This is a genomic window from Paenibacillus dendritiformis, assembly GCF_021654795.1.
Lineage (GTDB): Bacteria > Bacillota > Bacilli > Paenibacillales > Paenibacillaceae > Paenibacillus_B.
Genome location: NZ_AP025344.1, coordinates 1,835,501 through 1,853,311, shown reverse-complemented (window position 1 = coordinate 1,853,311; position 17,811 = coordinate 1,835,501). Strand labels below are relative to the sequence as shown.

The following is a 17,811-nucleotide window of genomic DNA, read 5'->3' as shown; positions in this document are numbered from 1 at the left end:
TGGATACATATGATAAAATTTTTAATTTTGATAAAGCAATCACATTGAGGTAAAAATGAGTAAGTAACTCTATTAGGGGATCCATAAAAATAAGATATCTAGGCTACAACAAAAAGTAACGAATAGTTAGCTTCTGCACCATCTCCCATCTTCATCAAATTATCCATTATGTAAAAATCCAAAGAAGTAAGCTTTCTGGATTAATGCTGTAATTGCTTTCTAATTTCCATAAGATGGTTAAGTTTAATTTTTTGGTGCATTTAATATAGCTTTTATTTTAATGAACTATTAATTAATGACATCTTACACAAGATGGGGTTATTTGTAAATATAGAACCTCTGAAATTTTGAAACTGTTGATTTTAATGCACTCTCTCTCTTACAATGAATGCTATAGTGTTTTTGTCGCCAAAAGGCGTGGATTGAAATATTAATATAAAGGCTATAAAAAATAGAAGCTATTCCTCAAGTCCTAACTGACCTGAAGCATAGCTTCTATTTTTTTAACTATATCTTTGTAACCTTTTTAAAAACTTTAAGCATCTTACCCGACTACTTCAATGTCTAACCGTCAAAAAGGTGTTTATGTACCAGAACCCGCAATATACTGAGCAAGCTTAGTGGCGTCTTTTTGCTGGGAAAGAATAAATTTCTTAATCTATTTAGCATTCCGAATCAAATACTGCCTCGGATACGCCGGTCATCGACACCAAGAATGTGTTCGCATTTCAACCCATGCATCCGCGTAGGATGCGACGCCCATCCCTCAAGAAGGTAGCCGACCTGGGAACTATTTCAATCCACGCATCCGCGTAGGATGCGACTCCGATGGGTGTCGGTTTCTCTCAAAACTCGAAATTTCAATCCACGCATCCGCGTAGGATGCGACGTCAACCAAACTGATCGTTCCTCGTTTCGCCTGATAATTTCAATCCACGCATCCGCGTAGGATGCGACTGAGATACTGTACGGCGGAGCAGCCGGCGGCGATTTCAATCCACGCATCCGCGTAGGATGCGACCAAAGTGCGAGATGTCCTCGTATCCCCCACGCCTATTTCAATCCACGCATCCGCGTAGGATGCGACATATTCGTAATTTCGTTTTTAAGCGACGAAAAAATTTCAATCCACGCATCCGCGTAGGATGCGACGATACTACCTTATCAGTCAAGCCGTCATCCTCCGATTTCAATCCACGCATCCACATAGGATGCGACCGGATTTGATAAATCCGATGGTGACTTGATCGAAATTTCAATCCACGCATCCACATAGGATGCGACCGGGGCTGGGCTTTGAGTTCCGATAGCCCAAAGTAATTTCAATCCACGCATCCACATAGGATGCGACCCTCCGACTGAGCCGGCTCCGAAACATACCCTGAAGATTTCAATCCACGCATCCACATAGGATGCGACGTCGAAGAGGCCGTTAAACAAGGCCTTATCATCCGAATTTCAATCCACGCATCCACATAGGATGCGACTTTGAATGTTAGGAGCAGCAACAGCGCCGCTAAGAATTTCAATCCACGCATCCACATAGGATGCGACGGCGAAAAATGATTGCAATAATCACATTTCACTCTTGATATGACGCAATCAATCAAAATTACTGATCCATAGAGCTAAAAACTGCTTATTTCCTACTCCTACATTCAACCTACAAAATAGTTTTACCCATAATATAGAAAAAACATGGTGCGAATCCCCCGGGGAATTTATGTGCACTACACATTCGCACTAGAAAATTAGGGTCCCTTCCATATCGATCGATGCCTTCACACCAATATGCTCCACCTTGCTTTTGTAGTTGTTTCCTAATTGATAAAATCGCAGGCTATCTTCCTGTTCATCGATCATATCGATAAGTTGGATCTTCAAGCTGGCGAACTGAGCTGCGTCTACATTGCATTCAAAAACAGAGTTTTGCACTCTCTGACCATAATTTTGGCATAACTTTGCGACTTTACGTAACCTGCGCTGCCCGGCAATACTGGTCGTGCTGACATCATAAGTGATTAGTACCAACAAATTATACCACCTACTTCCAGAGAAATGGAGGGTACTCATCTAGATCCTCACGCAAATGACGAGCTAGCAACAGGGCCTGGGCATGCGGGACAAGTCCCCAACTGATTTTCTCTCCCAGATAGGGATGAACTATCTTTTCTTGCTTCTTATCCTGCCATGCCTGCAAAAATTTTTTTCTCGCCTCATCTGTCATCAAGACAGCGCCGTTTTCCTTCTTGTAAAAATCATCCTTGTTCACAATTTTTTTATTAATCAAGGTGAGAACAAATCGGTCCGCATAGTTCCCCCGCAACTCTTCCATCACGTCCAGAGCAAGTGAAGCCCGCCCCGGACGATCGCGATGCAAAAATCCGACATAAGCATCCAGCCCGACCGCTTCCAATGCGGAGGCCATATCCTTCGCCAACAATGTGTACGCAAGCGACAACATCGCATTTACATTGTCCAGCGGCGGCCTGCGTGAACGGGAATGAAAGTAAAAATCGTCTGTCTGTTGCAGAATCATTTGGCCAAAAGCCTTATTGTAGCTGACTGCAGCTTGTCCTTCTAAGCCACGCAGACGTTCCAGATCTTCACAAGCCCGTACTTCCAGCATGAGGGACGATAACTGCGCGGAAATCTCTTTGAACTGATCAACATTGATTCGCAGCGGGTAGTCTCGCGTCATCCGCTCAATCATCCACTTATGGTTATAAATTTTGCCGACAATAAAATTGCGTGCAATTTGGGCGGACAAGCGCTCATCCTCAGAGACAAGGTATTGCTTTTTCCGCAGCACTACATTTCCTTTGCTCTGTCCAATGACCCTGGCCAGAAATCTGCCGGTCACCGTCATAAAGGTGATCGCAATATTCCGATCTGCACAATACCCCATCAACGCAGGACTTGCTCCTGTATAACCGAAAGCGACGATAGCTTCCAGATTGTGCAACGGAAGACGGCCCAGCTTCTCTTCTCCCTTCTGCAGCACAATATTGTCCCCGTCCAATGCCATATAAACGTCCGGCTGGTTTACATATAACGTGTTAAGGAGACGCTTCATCTTTGATCTTCCCCTCAATATAACTTTTTACCGTCCGTTTGTTCATCAAGGCCGGCAGGCAGATGGATTGCAGCGAGTAGTTTTTGCAATAGGGCCCGGTTTTGACTTTTGGCGTATGGCTGCGCTTATAATAATCATGCATTTCCGCTGCCACAACTTTGACCCTCTGCTTCACATCATCCGTAAGCGGAACCTCAATTCGACGCTTTAACTCTTGATAAAAAATATATCCTGTCTGCACATCGCACAACAGCATCTCTTCCAGACAGAGCGCTTGCGCAGCCAGCTGCAATACATCGGATTCATCCGTCTTCGGCTTGCCGCGCTTGTATTCTACAGGGTACGCGACATATTTTCCCTCGACTCCATTAATCGGAACACCACGGCTGTCTTGTATGAACTCGACCACATCACAGATGCCTGTCAGCTTCAATTCATGCGACTTGACAGACATAGCGCGGACGACAAGCTTGTCGCCGCGCTTTTCCCTCGTGAACGGTTGATCCGCATTCCGATGGAGATGCAGCCCTTCAATCGTCTTCACATTCTCTTCCCACTGCTGTTCAATGTGAATCAACGCCCATTGCCGCTTACAGAATTGAAAATGCTGAATGCCAGACAGCAATAAGTAGTTGTCTTCATCATTATAGGCCATCGATGATTTCAACCTTCAGACCTTCCAGTTCGTTGAGTGTGATGTCGTAGTGTTCGAAGGATTTTGGTTCTTCCCTATTTTTGCTAATATGCAAGGAGCGGTGCACTTTGGCAGATGAATACTGACCCAACTTGCTGCTGTGCTCCCACCAATACACCTTGTGCACCTCCATACTTCCTTCTGGTCTGGCGGAAGAGGCGTCATTTTCGAACAGCGTAACGAGCGCCTGCTTGATTTTTTCCGCATCCTCCACGGTGAAGCCCGTCTTCTCCGCTAACTGCGTATTGATGCTGCCATAGAAGACATAGACGCCGAAGTCTACGCGGTGCTTCATGCCCATTGTGTCTGATCCTCTCTTCTCGCCCGGCTCCGAATTAACGCTCTTCGTGATCTGCATACTCGTAATATCAATCGGATCGACGCTCGTTGCGGTATGTATCGACACCGGACCGCGCACGCCTACAGATACCCCTTTACCACCGCTTCCCTTGAAGGCAAACACCTGGCCAAAACTGCGGACATCGATCCACTGCTCGCAAGCCGTTTTCGCAAACTCTTCGCTGGAACTGTCTTTTTGATTTACTATTTTCGCCAGTGCCTCGTTTCCTTCCGCGCGCTCGCGCAAGCTTTTGAGCTGATCATCGCTTCTATCATTGGATTGGACAAAAATAGGTTCGCCGAGATCTTGAAGCCGGTTTCGAATTTTCCGCTTCAGTGCGACATCCGACACTTCACCGTGGCCATCATAGTTTTGACGGGGGCGATTGCCATTCAGCGGATCTCCATTTGGATTCGCTTTGATTACCGAAAATACAACAGCAAAATCAATTTTATGATCGAGAATCGTCATGCTTCAGTCTCTCCTTCATTGGATGGTTTGGTTTGATTTTCTTCCTTCTTCTTTCCTTGGAAAAAGTCATGTCTTTGGCTGGAGAGTCCCAGCAAGTATTTCCCGGATAAAGGCTTATCATTAAAGTCTTCATAGTTAAATGCAGATAGAATCTCATCCATCAATTTCGTCAAATCCGTACATTTCGCGCCCAATCGCGCCTGATACGGCTGCAAACTCGCTTGAATCACCTTCCACGTCCGCACCGGATGCTGCGCAAACGAGTTCATATAGCGAATCGCATTCGTTGCGCGCGTCTCTTCTGAACCTAGCGCACGCCGCTCCAAAATATCGGCCACCGCCAGCAATCTCCCAAACAAATAGCTTCGGTCCTTGTTCTCCTTGTCCAGCGCCACCGTGTATCCCTCCTTCTGATAAAACTTATTTACTAAGGCGCATGCGATGCTGAGCGTCTTCTCCCACTCCCACTTTTCCATCGCCACCGGATTGGACGTCCGGCGAACGACGCTGTTAACAATATCCGCGGGAATTTTGACGCCGTCTACCATGCACGGCAGCATGCGCTCCATCAGCCCTTTTACGACTTTATCGCTTGCCGTCGATCCATAAGCAGCATATGCAATGTCTTTAGTTGCCGGCGCACCGAAGAATTGGACATAGTCGCCGTTCTCATCTTTGCGGTAGCGGTGAATCCATACGCAACTGGAATGCCACTCCGCCAGCTTGTCAAAGTAATGCTCCTTGTCCAGATTGCGATAATAGAGCACTGCCATGCGCCCGGTTGTGGCAGAATCAAGAATTAACAGGTTCACAGCGGGATTGGTAATCGACAACTCTTTTCCTGTTCCGTACCCGGCCAGATAACTCCTAATGTCCCGTGCCAACCCTTCATTCGTAAAAGATTCCCTTTTGTGCGCGGCGCTCTGTTCCGGAAAGAGAGCGAAGGTATCCTCTCCGGGAGCCGGCACGTCTACCGCATCATTAGACCAAACGAGAAACACGCGCCCATCAATGATTTTCCCTTGGCGGTTAATGAGCCATTTCAGCGCATTATGGGCTTTTTGCGATACTTCATAGCTAATGCCCGCCGCTTCCTGGCTGCTGCTGAACCGGCCCCGGAACGTAAAACCGCTTGTATCGCTGGCCGAGATCAGTTTCGCTTTGTCTGCCGGATTTCGTATTTTATTCGCATGCTTGTCCGTACCTGGCAGCAATCGCCCTGTCGCATAACACAGCTTGTCGTTGCCCAGCTTGCTGTTATAGTACTGAATAAACGAATCATACATCTCCGGATCCTTCCATACTTCCTTGAGCGGCCGGACCGGGGAGTAGACCGTAAAACGAATGAAGGCGCTTTCTTGTTCGCCATTCAGCACGCCAAACAACGGCGGTTTCTCGTCGCCGTATTTTTTATCCCATTTTCCAAGCAGGCAACCGTCCCCATCCAGGGACAACAGATTCTCTTTTTCAACCAGATCGCGAACAAGCCGTTTTTTATTCAGGTACTTGAAAATACTGACAACGTGAGGATGACGAAATGGCGATAAGGCCCATTCTTCCAACTGTTCGATATAGGCTTTGAACTGATCCGCTTTCTTGGCTTGTCCGCCATAGTCAATATAGTCTCCGGCCACATAGCTTAACTTATCATGCAGCGGATAAGGAAATACGGCGGTTCCTGAGCGGCTGGAGGAATCCTCCGTGCACGGAATCAATGTGCTGGCATCGCTCTTGTCAATGACGATAGCGGAATGGAATTCACCGTCTTCCGTCACGCGAACCTCGATGTGCGCCGTTTGTGTCGTATGAGATATCGGAAGCAGCGTGAACTCTTGCCCGCTATGCTTCTTCTCGACAACCCCGATCCGATCGAGGTTCGCCTCATACGTCTCATATAATTGCTGCAGCCAGCTCATCCTCTTCCCTCCGCTTCCAGGCGGGACTCCAATTCCTCAACCGATTCGATCTCCCCGGCCGCGAACTTCTTCGGTTGCATCTCAGCCACAGGGCGAACAAGCTTACATTGTTCCGGCGTGATAAACTCAATGATGCCATCCTTCATGACCGGGTTCCATAACCTCGTCTCCATCTGCTGCCTTCCTGTCTCATCCGGATAATTCATGCCATGCACCATCGTTCCGAGATGGAGTTCGCCATAATTGTCATAGAAGCCCTCACCTGTGCCAAATTCGCATGGCTCCACATAACCTTGGCATTCTCTTGCTCCGAGGAAAATATCCCGGCGTCCTCCCGCCCGCAGTGCGCGCTTCAAAATATTGTGGTGCTTATTTTCGTCGCGATCATATTCCAGGTCCGGCCGATTCGGGTTGAACACGAAATGAGCCCGGCATTGGTAACGAACATCTTTTAAATAGGAGTAGTAAGCAAGCGTATTGCCGCCGCCATAGTCAAGCGGACGAACCCCTTTGGACTCCATTCGAATCGGATTCATAACGCGAACGGCATCTACAACAAACAATATCGTCGGCTTCCAGTAGATCGATTCGACGATTCCCTTTAACGCTTGATAGGTTGGGACAGGATAAGACATCTTTTCCCCGCCCAGCTTCGTTAACGGGTCTGTAAACAGCGCATAATTCCCAATCACCTCGAACTCAATGCTGTTCCGTATCAAGGCGCCGCCTCCTTTCCACAAATTCCCTCCAACTACAACTTCATTCTACTTTCTCCAACAAAAAATAACAATCCTGTCTAATAAAATATTATATGAATAATTTGTGGCTGTTTACTGCATGAAGTATAATTGACACTTTTATTATAGGTATGACCTTGGTTATGCTATAATTAGTTGTCGCTGTCATAGCGGGGATTGAAAAATATAGTATTTTATTAGAAGCCTATCTTCAAAGCGATAGGCTTCCTCTATTTAAAAACCTAAAAAACCAGTGACGCTATCATTTTTCAGGTCGGCTCCAAAATGCTCGCTGTAGGCCCCCTCTTTCAATACAAGCACTTTCCCGTCGAGACAACTCTCCAATCCGCCGCTGCGATCCAACTCACGGAGATCGTGATCATACAAATTGACCGTGAATTGCTGCGCCCGTCTGAGCAGGCGCGTCAGATCATCAATGCTTCCGCCCCCGTTCAGTTCGGCGATGATTTCCTTGCCTCCCTTCCCATATGGAACAATGACAGAGCGCGTATGATCGTCAATAACGTGAAAGTGTTGCGCAGCCGTGCCGTAACTATTGGCAAGGAACAGCGGCAACCATGTGTCTTTCTCCCCTTTCTTTTTCCTGTCCTGGTGATAAGCCTGGAAATAGCTGTCCGCTTCCATCCGGCCGGCATACAACAAGATTGTCATATCTTTGCGAAGCTGGGGAACAAAATAATTCAAGTCCGCTTCCAGCTTCATATAAAATCGTTGGAAATAATACTCCATCGCCTGCTGCGACAGCAACTCGCCGCCATGCGCCTTCGCATCCCGCTTCATATCGACAAGCATCGCGCGCGTCAGTTCCTTCCCTACTTGAATCTCTTTCAAATGCTTCAGATTCTCTTCCGCATGATCGATAATGTAGACGTTCCGCATGTTATCTTTCCCATGCCGGTTGCACCGTCCCGCCGCCTGCGCAATCGAATCCAACCCGGCCAGGGAACGTACGACACAATTGAAGCTGACATCGACGCCTGCTTCAATCAACTGCGTGCTGACGCAAATCACTTTTTCCTTCTGCCGAAGATGCACCCTGACCTTGTCCAAAATCGATACACGGTGAGCGGGACACATCGACGTGCTCAAATGATACAAATGTATTTTCCCATCCGAGCCGAACTGGCCTTGTTCCTGCATCGCTTGCAATCGTTCATACAGCGCCTTGACGACCGATTTCGTATTCAAGATAACAAGCATATTTCCCGCTTCCTGAACGGCATCCCGGACAAAGTCTGCCAAGTCTTCCGTACTCCAGGCCTTGTCGGTAGCTTGATCTACCAACTCGACACGCTTAAAGGCATCGATTACGCGATTAATATCCTGTATCATCTCGGTGTCCGCCCCGATGTCAAGCTTCTGCTCCACGAACTGCAGCGCTGGCTGCGTCGCGGTGCACAGCACGATACTGGAGCCCCCATACTCCTTCAAAAAGTTCAGCGCCTGGTTGAACAGCGAAATACAATGCGTAGGGACCTTCTGTACTTCGTCAAATATAATGACTGCATCACACAAGTTATGGAGTCTCCGTATGTTCCTGCTTCCATGGGCGAAAAACACGTTAAGGAATTGCACCATCGTCGTAAAAATGATCGGCGCATCCCAGTTGTCTTTAGCCAGGTTCGCCTTTTGCCGCGCCGTCAGCGCCAGCCCGTCCTGCTCCTCGCCGTCTTCCTCCATCTCCACTTCTACGACGTTGGAATGATGCTCCAAAATATTCGCATCGTCCTGCAATATGTTGCGCACCGTTGCTGCATTCTGCTCAATAATTGTTGTAAAAGGGACGACATAAATAATCCGTTTTTTGTCATAGGTTAAAGCATGCTTCAATCCATACCTCAAGCTGGCCAGCGTCTTGCCGCCACCGGTCGGTATCGACAGTGTATAAATAGAAGACGGCTTCGAGGCAAAATGTTCGCATAACTCGGACATTTGGCTCCGCAACCGGGCAATTGGCGTATCTGCGTCTTTATTTTCCTCGAAAGAACGAAGTTGCGCCATCAACTTGTCATAGTATCCTTGAAACAATGCCATCACGTTCTGTTCCGGCTCGTCCGGCTCTCCCATCTCAAACCAGCGCGTGTTCGTCCGGTCGGCATCAATCAAGGCACTGAACACGAACTTGGTCAGGAACATCAGCTTCAGTTCCATACTCTTGGCAGGCACTCTGGCCAGAAATTGTTCCACTTCCGCAGCCGCCCGATCCACATATGCCTGGAACTCCTGCTCGCTCATGACATGTGTAAAAAAGGCTTCGACGCTCCGATCAAACTCCTCCAACTTTTTGCAAGCAACCCGTCTCAAGTAAGGAGATTCCAAATCCGGATCCAGAAAATCATGCAAATAGGAATGATGCGAAATAATCGCATTGCCTACAACCTCAGCCAAAATCGCTTTATAAGGCGCTTTCGCATCCGCATGAAGACGATCATAAAGCAACCGTCCTCCGGCCGTAGAATGATCAACCTCCCCCCGACGCAGCCGATCCTCGGCTCCGCTTACCGCCGCCAATATGTATGTCCTGAACTTCTCCGTATATTTCCCCATATCATGCAGCATGCCCGCCAGCCCGGTGACATGAGGAATATTTAATTTCTCGCCGTACTTTTCCGCCAGCGTCTTCACTTCCAGCAAATGCCGTTCCACGGTTTGCACCTTCTTATCGCTCACCCGAATATGAGCAATCGATTGCATTTCAGCACCCCTTTCTACTCCTAGTAACTGTACCGCACACATGGTGACAACTAAATGTCAGGGAACATATATTCCAGATGATGCATTAGTTATACATCTCCATCCAACGCTGTAACCGCTCGATGAACTGCTTCCTTATTGATAGCGGTTCCAGAATTTCGGCAGACGGGCCATACTGGGCGAGCCAATTCAGGAAGCCTTGCTCATGGTTGACTGTCGCCTCGAACAATAAGCTTCCGTCGGGCAAGTCCGTCATTTTGGGGCGCACGAACATCTCCTCTTCCTTAATATATCTGGCCACATCGGGCTGAAATTTGATCTTGAACGTAATAAGCGAGTCGCCCCGATGGACCGACCAGGTATGCTTCATATAGTGGTGGATGTCGAAATCGCCTTTGTCGAAACTTTTAGTCGTTATTTCGACGCGATGAAACCGGCTCATGCGGAACATTAAAATGTCCTGCTTCCGATGACAATACCCAATTAAGTAGAAGCGTTGCTCGCGAGGCACAAGACAGTACGGATCGATCTCGCGCTCTGTAACTGTATTGCGGCTTTGGGTATGGTATACTGCACGGATTGTCTTCTCCGCTATAATCGCTTCCATCACAGGGAGCAGGTAATTTGGACTATCACGATCTGCCTTGTAAGCAGGCGTTCCCATCTGTATTAGATTCGTGAAGTTCTCCATTGCTTCCCTGCGCTTCTGCTTCTCCTTGGCATGCGTCGCCATGACTTTGTCGTATGCCGAATCGAACAGAGGAGACAGCTTGCTTTTGTCCACCATGGAAGGGAGGACAGAGAAGACCATCTCCTCTTCTTCTGTAAAATTAAGCGGATACATCGCGAAGTTGCCTATAAAGCGATACCCTGTTCCGTATCCATCATTTGTTATAGGCACGACAAGATCTAGCGTTCGCAAATCCCGATATATGGTTCGCTCGGAAGCCTCACATTTGTCGGCCAGCTCCTGCGCCGATATGCCAGGATTCGCCTGTATGGCTATGACCATTTTCAGCAGCCGTATCATTCTATCGGACATCTTTGACTCTCCTCCAGATGATATCATCATATCCTATAAATATTGGATATTCGACAACATCTATAGGTCTTCCTGCCTACTTATGCAAAAAAAATTAGACTAAACAACCCTTTTCTTCGTTAACAATGTATGGGTATTTGGAATTACCTCTATTTTTATACCAATGTAAAAGCTGCTGTACATCCTCTTGGGAAGCGCCGGTAAATACGTATTCCTTCGCTTTGGATGGCGAATCTATCACGACTTCAATCTGGAATATGCCAAATAGGCATTGGATCCAAGTTTGACGACAAGTTATCGATTGGATCGCTTGGCGCTGTACATAGACTGTAGTTCGCGTAAGACCCGGCTTCGCGATCACACATTGATTCCCATGAACTTCCCATAGCGTTCCCGAATATTTTCGGCTTCCTCGCCAATATAACGTTGCCGCGAACGGGAGCATCAACCATGCCCACGGGGCCAAAATTGCGGAGACTAAGATGACAAGGCTTACCGCAATGACGGGAAGCCACACAAAATACATCGCCTTTCCGGCTGGTAAATGACGCTGCGGGTTCACGATGGTAAATTCGGGCAACAGCATCTCCAATGCAGCATGCATCTCTGACCTGTGGACCGCGGGCAGCAGCAGTTTCACCTTCCTCTCCCCTGCATACCCAACGCAATCCATCCAGATGGACACATAACCAAAATAACGGCTCAACAACTGCTCCTTGACCCGGATCGACTGAATCTTCACAGTATGGAGGGAGGTTGATTTCCTCTCATACCATCCGTACTGGATATGAATATAGGCACTGTCTCGGATAACGGACCATTTATGATAACGAATTTGCATCATGACCAAAGACAACAACCAGGACGTGAATACGCACAAGGCAATAATTCCAAGAAGCGCAAGCAGAACGGGTATAAACTCCGTCGTCAAAAATTCTTTCCATCTTTCATCTTGAAAAAAACGGACCATGCTTACTTCTTCCGTGCTTGGTTCAATCCAATCCCATACATACGTTACGATAGTGAGACATAGGGGAACCCCCAGCCAGAACGAATTGGAACTAATCGCCCTCATCAAAATATCCTTGGGTTGAAGGACCCAATTCGGCTTCGCTTGATTCGAGACACGCGACATCGGTCGATTCATTCCGGCAAGGAGCATGTCTGCGTTGCGTTGAGTCAACACGAACCTGGCATCAGCCTCTTCGTTCGAATCTGAAGTGTGCACTTCGGCAGTAGCCGAACCTACTAATCGATCGGTCCAAGTCTGTTCTATCGATATATTCGTTATTCGCTCCAGCGGAATTGTTCGTTGGGTGGTGATAAGCACTCCTCTTTGAATGACGATCTCAGATTCCCCAATCTGATAAGTGTCTTTCCACCAGGAAATAATAGACCACAGCAAGATAGATAGACCGATAACGACAGCCGCCCCATATACCCAATAAGGCTGTTGACCTGTGCCGGCCTTGATCTCCTTGAATAACAAGAGAGTATAGGGGATGATCATATATCGAATCGTTCGATACAAATGTACGGCAATCTTGATCGGATGTTGTCTATGGATTGTACGCATCAGTTTCACCTATCTTCGCCAGTTCAATGACCTGCCGCCGCAGTTTATTCGCATCTTCTTCCAATAAACCAACGATGCCAGTCGCATCACCTGCCGTTACGATAACGACTTCAGATATGCCCAGCTTTTTCTGAATGACGTCCTGTTCAATATCTACATGTTGAACACGGCTAAGCGGAATAACCGATGAATTAACAGACCATATGCTGCCCCACCGAATCACAATCTCATCCTTTGTCAGAACGTAACTTCTTCTGGCATAGCTGAAGCGAACTCCATATATGATATAGAATACGTCTTTGCTCCAATGAAACAAGAGATAGGCCGCAACAACATAGAAGATCCACTTCCATTGGGGAAGCCACATCAAATAAACGATGATCGGGATGCTAGCCAGCGCAGTCCGCTTCAATGCAGAAAAAAGCCGATAAATTCGCCAATATGGCACCACATTGGGATGCAATTGTTGCTGTTCGCTAACTGTCGTATTCATAGCTGCGTACATCCTCACCTTCCTTCGTACTGATGATATAAATTCTATTATGGTTGAAGAAAGTGACAACCCCCTGTCAGGGAACATATGTTCTACAAAAAAAAGACAAGCATCCTGCCTCCACGTCATCTTTTGATACGGGGGTAGATGCTTTTTGGGTTTCATCATGTTTTCTATGTGTCCGTGCAGAATGCGACGCTCAATGTGAGCTTTTGAACTGCTTAGAGAGGTCTACATTTCAGTCCGCGCATCCGCGTAGGATGCGACAATATTCACACCGAAGACATGGGCGAAGGAATCGAATTTCAATCCACGCATCCGCGTAGGATGCGACTGAGCGGCGTCTTCCTGTTTTACCGGAGGTCGAGATTTCAATCCACGCATCCGCGTAGGATGCGACTTCCTGTACCGGACGTACATCCGGCATCATCTCGCATTTCAATCCACGCATCCGCGTAGGATGCGACCGTAAAGTCCAGGCACCGTGCCCAACTCGTTGAAATTTCAATCCACGCATCCGCGTAGGATGCGACGCGTCTAACGGTCTATAACAACCGTTAGGGTGGCATTTCAATCCACGCATCCGCGTAGGATGCGACTACCAATTGCCGATCCAATCTCAAAAAACGTCTTATTTCAATCCACGCATCCGCGTAGGATGCGACGACCCGCGTTACGTGGGTAATGCTTGGCAAATTATTTCAATCCACGCATCCGCGTAGGATGCGACGCTGGACCGATCTATCTGACTCACGATTGCTTGCGGATTTCAATCCACGCATCCGCGTAGGATGCGACAAGCCAGCAAGTCAACAAGTTGAACAAGGATGCGCTATTTCAATCCACGCATCCGCGTAGGATGCGACGGCAATCACAAGGCGGCCGCAGCCATCGGAGACAAATTTCAATCCACGCATCCGCGTAGGATGCGACAGCGAAAAATGATTGTTCCAATCATTTTTCGCACCTGTTCTGATTAAATGAATCAAATTAGCCATAAAATCAATCTTAAGCAGGTGTTTCTCACCTTTGCCACAAACCAAAAGATGGATTTTTCCTATAATATAGAAATTTCATGGTGCGAATCCCCCGGGAAATTCATGTGCACTATACATTCGCACCAGAGCTTGAATAGGTCTAATCTTCTTGTAGCCGCATTCACTTATGAACGTTCATATACCAAATTATAAAATCCGTCCTCGTCCGGCTCCTCCTCGTCAGTCACATAGCCGAGGGACTTGAAGCAAGCCAGACATGGCTTATTGTCGGCTTCGATGCAAGCCACCCATGTATGTACGGATTGCAGTTCCGGATGATTCATAAGTTCACGCACCATTGCTTTTCCATACCCTTGATTGCGCAAGGATGGATCGGTGATGAGTCCGATATAGCCCGCCTCGCCATCCAGTTCGATAAAAATTAATCCAACCGGCTGTTCTTCTTGATAGGCCAGCCACATATAGTACATGTCATTGGCTGACGCATAGTCGAACCAATCTTCCAACGGAAGCATCCCGTCCATGCGTTCCTGCACTTCCGCATCTTCGAACCACGCCGCCAGCAGCGGCAAATGATTCCTGCCCAAAGGCTCCAAGCGTTTCAACATATTCATCAAAAATTCCTCCTGTTCAATCCCAAGCTTACTGCACAGGCCACCATACCGCAATCCCCACCTCTTCGAACCGCTCCCGGAGGCGGCGGGCAAAGGCCAGCGCATGAGCGCCGTCGCCGTGAATGCAGACCGTATCGGCCTGAATCGCCACGTCATGGCCCTGTACGGAGCGGACAACGCCTTCCCGCACCATGCGAACAACCTGCTGCACCGCTTGCTCTGTGTCCGTAATCAGCGCATGGGCTTCCCGGCGCGACGTCAATGACCCGTCCGCCTGATACGTCCGGTCGGCAAATACTTCATGCGCGGTGCGGAGACCTGCGGCCTCCCCTGCCCGTACCAACTCGCTGCCCGACAGGCCGAACAGAGTGAGCTCCGGGTCTATGTCATAGACCGCGCGGGCGATCGCATCAGCCAATGGGCGGCGCGCAGCGGCCATGTTGTACAGGGCCCCGTGCGGCTTGACATGCCGCATTGTTCCGCCTGCCGCCTTGACGAATCCTGCTAAAGCCCCGACCTGATACACGACAAGGTCATAGGCTTCCTCCGGAGTGATGTCGAGATTGCGGCGGCCGAATCCCTGCAGATCAGGCAGTCCCGGATGCGCCCCGATGGCCGCTCCGTGCGCAAGCGCCGCGGCCACCGTCTTCCTCATGACCGACGGATCGCCGGCATGGAAGCCGCAGGCGATATTCGCCGAAGTGACGAGCGGCAAAATTTCCTCATCCGTTCCCATCCGGTAAGGGCCGAAGCTTTCTCCCATATCGCAGTTGATGTCTATCTTGTACATATACAAATCCCTCCTAACGCGCTTGCAAAGCCAGTCCCTGCTTGAATTGCGCGATGCTGTGCTCCCGCATCACATATACATCCTGCGCTTCCTCCAGAGAAACCTCCTTGAAGCGTATCTGTCCACCCGGCTGCACCTGGGCAATCAACGGCAGATCGACGCTAATCACGTGCGCGATGCGCGGATATCCTCCAGTCGTCTGCCGGTCGGCCAGCAGCACGATCGGATGGCCTTCCGGCGGCACCTGAATCGTCCCCGCCCCAACGGCTGACGAGACCATATCCAGCGGCTCGGCCAATGCCAACGGCACGCCTTCCATTCGATATCCCATCCGGTCGGATTGAGGCGTGACGCGGAATCGCTCCCTCCATAGATTCCGTCTGCTCTCTTCATCAAAGAGAGCATATTCCGGTCCGCGCACCACGCGCAGCACCGGATGATCCTGATAGGCTGGCCGAAGCTCATGACTGGCTCCCCACGGAAGCACCACGGCTTTGTCTGAAGCCATGTCCTGCCATGCCAGTGACGCTCCCGTCTCGAGCACATCGCCAGCCTGAAGTGCCCGGCCATGGTACCCGCCCATGCCGGCCCGCAAATACGTGCTGCGGCTGCCCATCACCTCGGGAACGTGAATTCCGCCTGCGACCGCAAGATAGGTCCGGCAGCCGGACACTGCCCTGCCGAAGGTGAGCCTCGTGCCGGCAGGGATATAGACAGGCCGCCATAGCGGAAGGCGCACATCGTCCGCGGCAGGCGATAAATTCCCGCCCGCCAGGGCAATCACTGCCGACTTTTCGAATACAAGCTTGGGCCCCAATAGCGTAATCTCCAGAGCCGCCGCCCCTTCCTGATTGCCTGCCAGAAGATTGGCCAGTCTAAGCGCGGCCGTATCCATGGCGCCGCTCGCCAGCACGCCGTATTTCTGGAATCCGAAGCGCCCGCTGTCCTGTACCGTCGTAAGCAAGCCTCCCGTCTCAACCCGGATGCTCATCGCTGGTCACCCTCCCAGCTCTCGTATTCCTCCTCGGATATCGGGACGAAGCGTATCGTATCCCCTGCTCTAAGCAAGGCCGGAGGGGTCATATCCGGGCGAAAGAGCGCAACCGGCGTCCGGCCGATCAACTGCCAGCCGCCTGGCGTGACAATGGGATAGACCCCCGTCTGCGTTCCGCCAATGCCGACCGAGCCCGCCGGAATCGCCAGGCGCGGGGAAGAGCGCCTCGGTGCCGCAATTCGCTCCGGCATGCCGCCGAGATATGGAAAACCGGGAGCAAACCCGATCATGTATACCAGATACTCGGCGCTGCTATGAATGCGCACAACCTCATCCGCCGTCAGCCGGTTATGCCCGGCGACCTCCTCGAGATCGGGACCGAATTCCCCGCCGTAGCATACCGGAATTTCGACGGTGCGCGCCTTCTTGTCCAGCCGCATATCCGCCGTCTGCGCTGCGGCCCGTTCCAGCTTGGCTTTTGCCTCTTCATATCGCAGCACCAGAGGATCATAAAATACGGTCACCGTGGTAAAAGCGGGGACATATTCAATCATGCCGGGGAGCGGATGGTCATCGAGATAGAGCGACAACAATCGGACTTGTTCATGAGACGCCGGTCCGATGACCGTATCGAATTCCACGACGATCGCTCCGTCTCCGAGCGGAAAGTATCGCATGCAGTCTCCCCCTTCACTTCTCGTTCACGCACTCACAATAGCACGGAATGCGAGGAACAACAAGCGGATCCCGCTCTCCGAGGGGGTGATCTGTTATATGCGCGTCCCGAGAATCTTCTGCACGCCCGCCTTTTGCCTAACGAAATCCATCTATCCAACGATAACTTGAAAAAGACGTATCATAATCAAAAGTTAAAACGATATAAATACGAAAAAGGCCTTGCATCCGTTAAATAAAGGAGAATGGTGATGAACAATTCCGCGTATCCGAATTCCAAGAAACTGCTTCGCTGCACTTTGATCCTGACGCTTGCTTCCTTGCTGCTCGTGCCCCCGCTGGGGGCGTCATCGGCCGCTTGCGGGACGGGAGGGAGCATCCATGCCGAACACAAGGCGAACAGCGAAATGTCCGTCGGAGAAAGCCGCATTCTTAGCAGGCAGCAGATTGAGGTGCTGTGGGATGGGATAGACGAGGATTTTTCTCCAGACAAGGCAGTGGACGCCGTCCGTTCCACCCTGCCCGAGAAAGAATATGAAGCGCTTTTCCCGATGCGCCTCGGTTCTCCGGAATGGCATGCATTCAACAAAGGGAAAGCGGACTACAATCCGAATCAGGCAGATTACTATTCCTACCGGAATCTCATTGACGCAGTGCGCCTCGTAGCCAATCTCAAATAA

Annotated in this window: 15 protein-coding genes and 2 CRISPR repeat arrays; of the genes, 1 reads left to right on the top strand and 14 read right to left on the bottom strand. The window is 49.6% G+C overall.

Annotated features, from left to right (window positions below; translation table 11 throughout):
• Window positions 1-725: 725 nt before the first annotated feature.
• Window positions 726-1,554: direct repeats of the CRISPR family, unit length 32 nt; unit sequence ATTTCAATCCACGCATCCGCGTAGGATGCGAC.
• A gap of 189 nt (window positions 1,555-1,743) precedes the next feature.
• The 14 genes from cas2 to pxpB form a co-directional block, all read right to left on the bottom strand.
• Window positions 1,744-2,034 (bottom strand): CRISPR-associated endonuclease Cas2, encoded by a 291-nt coding sequence (cas2, locus tag L6439_RS08125; RefSeq protein WP_213469039.1) that lies wholly within the window; start codon window positions 2,032-2,034, stop codon window positions 1,744-1,746.
• Window positions 2,035-2,044: 10 nt separating this feature from the next.
• Entirely contained in the window at window positions 2,045-3,076 is a 1,032-nt protein-coding gene (gene cas1c / locus L6439_RS08120; RefSeq protein WP_168179263.1) for a type I-C CRISPR-associated endonuclease Cas1c, read from the bottom strand.
• Entirely contained in the window at window positions 3,060-3,731 is a 672-nt protein-coding gene (gene cas4 / locus L6439_RS08115; RefSeq protein ID WP_213469117.1) for a CRISPR-associated protein Cas4, read from the bottom strand. Before cas4 ends, cas1c begins: the two co-directional genes overlap by 17 nt.
• Window positions 3,721-4,581 (bottom strand): type I-C CRISPR-associated protein Cas7/Csd2, encoded by an 861-nt coding sequence (gene cas7c / locus L6439_RS08110; protein WP_168179262.1) that lies wholly within the window; start codon window positions 4,579-4,581, stop codon window positions 3,721-3,723. Before cas7c ends, cas4 begins: the two co-directional genes overlap by 11 nt.
• Entirely contained in the window at window positions 4,578-6,497 is a 1,920-nt protein-coding gene (cas8c, locus tag L6439_RS08105) for a type I-C CRISPR-associated protein Cas8c/Csd1 (RefSeq protein WP_213469038.1), read from the bottom strand. Before cas8c ends, cas7c begins: the two co-directional genes overlap by 4 nt.
• Window positions 6,494-7,213: a type I-C CRISPR-associated protein Cas5c gene (gene cas5c, locus L6439_RS08100; RefSeq protein ID WP_168179320.1), complete on the bottom strand. Its 720-nt coding sequence runs from the start codon at window positions 7,211-7,213 to the stop codon at window positions 6,494-6,496. Before cas5c ends, cas8c begins: the two co-directional genes overlap by 4 nt.
• Window positions 7,214-7,468: 255 nt before the next feature.
• Window positions 7,469-9,949: a CRISPR-associated helicase Cas3' gene (gene cas3, locus L6439_RS08095; RefSeq protein ID WP_213469037.1), complete on the bottom strand. Its 2,481-nt coding sequence runs from the start codon at window positions 9,947-9,949 to the stop codon at window positions 7,469-7,471.
• Between the two features lie 85 nt (window positions 9,950-10,034).
• Window positions 10,035-10,991, bottom strand: a complete 957-nt coding sequence (locus L6439_RS08090) for a helix-turn-helix transcriptional regulator (RefSeq protein ID WP_213469036.1) — start codon at window positions 10,989-10,991, stop codon at window positions 10,035-10,037.
• A gap of 94 nt (window positions 10,992-11,085) precedes the next feature.
• Complete coding sequence (locus L6439_RS08085; RefSeq protein WP_213469035.1) at window positions 11,086-12,567, bottom strand: PH domain-containing protein; 1,482 nt, start codon at window positions 12,565-12,567, stop codon at window positions 11,086-11,088.
• Window positions 12,551-13,060, bottom strand: a complete 510-nt coding sequence (locus L6439_RS08080) for a PH domain-containing protein (RefSeq protein ID WP_168179258.1) — start codon at window positions 13,058-13,060, stop codon at window positions 12,551-12,553. The genes L6439_RS08085 and L6439_RS08080 overlap by 17 nt, the downstream gene beginning before the upstream one ends.
• A gap of 235 nt (window positions 13,061-13,295) precedes the next feature.
• Window positions 13,296-13,993: direct repeats of the CRISPR family, unit length 32 nt; unit sequence ATTTCAATCCACGCATCCGCGTAGGATGCGAC.
• A 229-nt stretch (window positions 13,994-14,222) separates the two neighbouring features.
• Entirely contained in the window at window positions 14,223-14,672 is a 450-nt protein-coding gene (locus tag L6439_RS08075) for a GNAT family N-acetyltransferase (protein WP_168179257.1), read from the bottom strand.
• 28 nt (window positions 14,673-14,700) lie between these two features.
• On the bottom strand, window positions 14,701-15,462 hold the full coding sequence (locus tag L6439_RS08070) for a LamB/YcsF family protein (RefSeq protein ID WP_168179256.1): 762 nt from the start codon (window positions 15,460-15,462) through the stop codon (window positions 14,701-14,703).
• A gap of 13 nt (window positions 15,463-15,475) precedes the next feature.
• Window positions 15,476-16,453: a 5-oxoprolinase subunit C family protein gene (locus L6439_RS08065; RefSeq protein ID WP_269155983.1), complete on the bottom strand. Its 978-nt coding sequence runs from the start codon at window positions 16,451-16,453 to the stop codon at window positions 15,476-15,478.
• On the bottom strand, window positions 16,450-17,133 hold the full coding sequence (gene pxpB / locus L6439_RS08060; RefSeq protein ID WP_213469034.1) for a 5-oxoprolinase subunit PxpB: 684 nt from the start codon (window positions 17,131-17,133) through the stop codon (window positions 16,450-16,452). Before pxpB ends, L6439_RS08065 begins: the two co-directional genes overlap by 4 nt.
• Before the next feature lie 249 nt (window positions 17,134-17,382).
• Between pxpB and L6439_RS29455 the strand changes: the two genes are divergently transcribed.
• A complete protein-coding gene (locus L6439_RS29455; RefSeq protein WP_306434350.1) occupies window positions 17,383-17,811 on the top strand; it encodes a hypothetical protein in 429 nt (142 codons plus the stop codon).

Coding starts and splice junctions, on each gene's coding strand:
- cas1c (WP_168179263.1), bottom strand. CDS start 3,076: ATGAAGCGTCTCCTTAACACGTTATATGTAAACCAGCCGGACGTTTAT.
- cas4 (WP_213469117.1), bottom strand. CDS start 3,731: ATGGCCTATAATGATGAAGACAACTACTTATTGCTGTCTGGCATTCAG.
- cas7c (WP_168179262.1), bottom strand. CDS start 4,581: ATGACGATTCTCGATCATAAAATTGATTTTGCTGTTGTATTTTCGGTA.
- cas8c (WP_213469038.1), bottom strand. CDS start 6,497: ATGAGCTGGCTGCAGCAATTATATGAGACGTATGAGGCGAACCTCGAT.
- cas3 (WP_213469037.1), bottom strand. CDS start 9,949: ATGCAATCGATTGCTCATATTCGGGTGAGCGATAAGAAGGTGCAAACC.
- L6439_RS08090 (WP_213469036.1), bottom strand. CDS start 10,991: ATGTCCGATAGAATGATACGGCTGCTGAAAATGGTCATAGCCATACAG.
- L6439_RS08085 (WP_213469035.1), bottom strand. CDS start 12,567: ATGCGTACAATCCATAGACAACATCCGATCAAGATTGCCGTACATTTG.
- L6439_RS08080 (WP_168179258.1), bottom strand. CDS start 13,060: ATGAATACGACAGTTAGCGAACAGCAACAATTGCATCCCAATGTGGTG.
- L6439_RS08075 (WP_168179257.1), bottom strand. CDS start 14,672: ATGAATATGTTGAAACGCTTGGAGCCTTTGGGCAGGAATCATTTGCCG.
- L6439_RS08070 (WP_168179256.1), bottom strand. CDS start 15,462: ATGTACAAGATAGACATCAACTGCGATATGGGAGAAAGCTTCGGCCCT.
- L6439_RS08065 (WP_269155983.1), bottom strand. CDS start 16,453: ATGAGCATCCGGGTTGAGACGGGAGGCTTGCTTACGACGGTACAGGAC.
- pxpB (WP_213469034.1), bottom strand. CDS start 17,133: ATGCGATACTTTCCGCTCGGAGACGGAGCGATCGTCGTGGAATTCGAT.
- L6439_RS29455 (WP_306434350.1), top strand. CDS start 17,383: ATGAACAATTCCGCGTATCCGAATTCCAAGAAACTGCTTCGCTGCACT.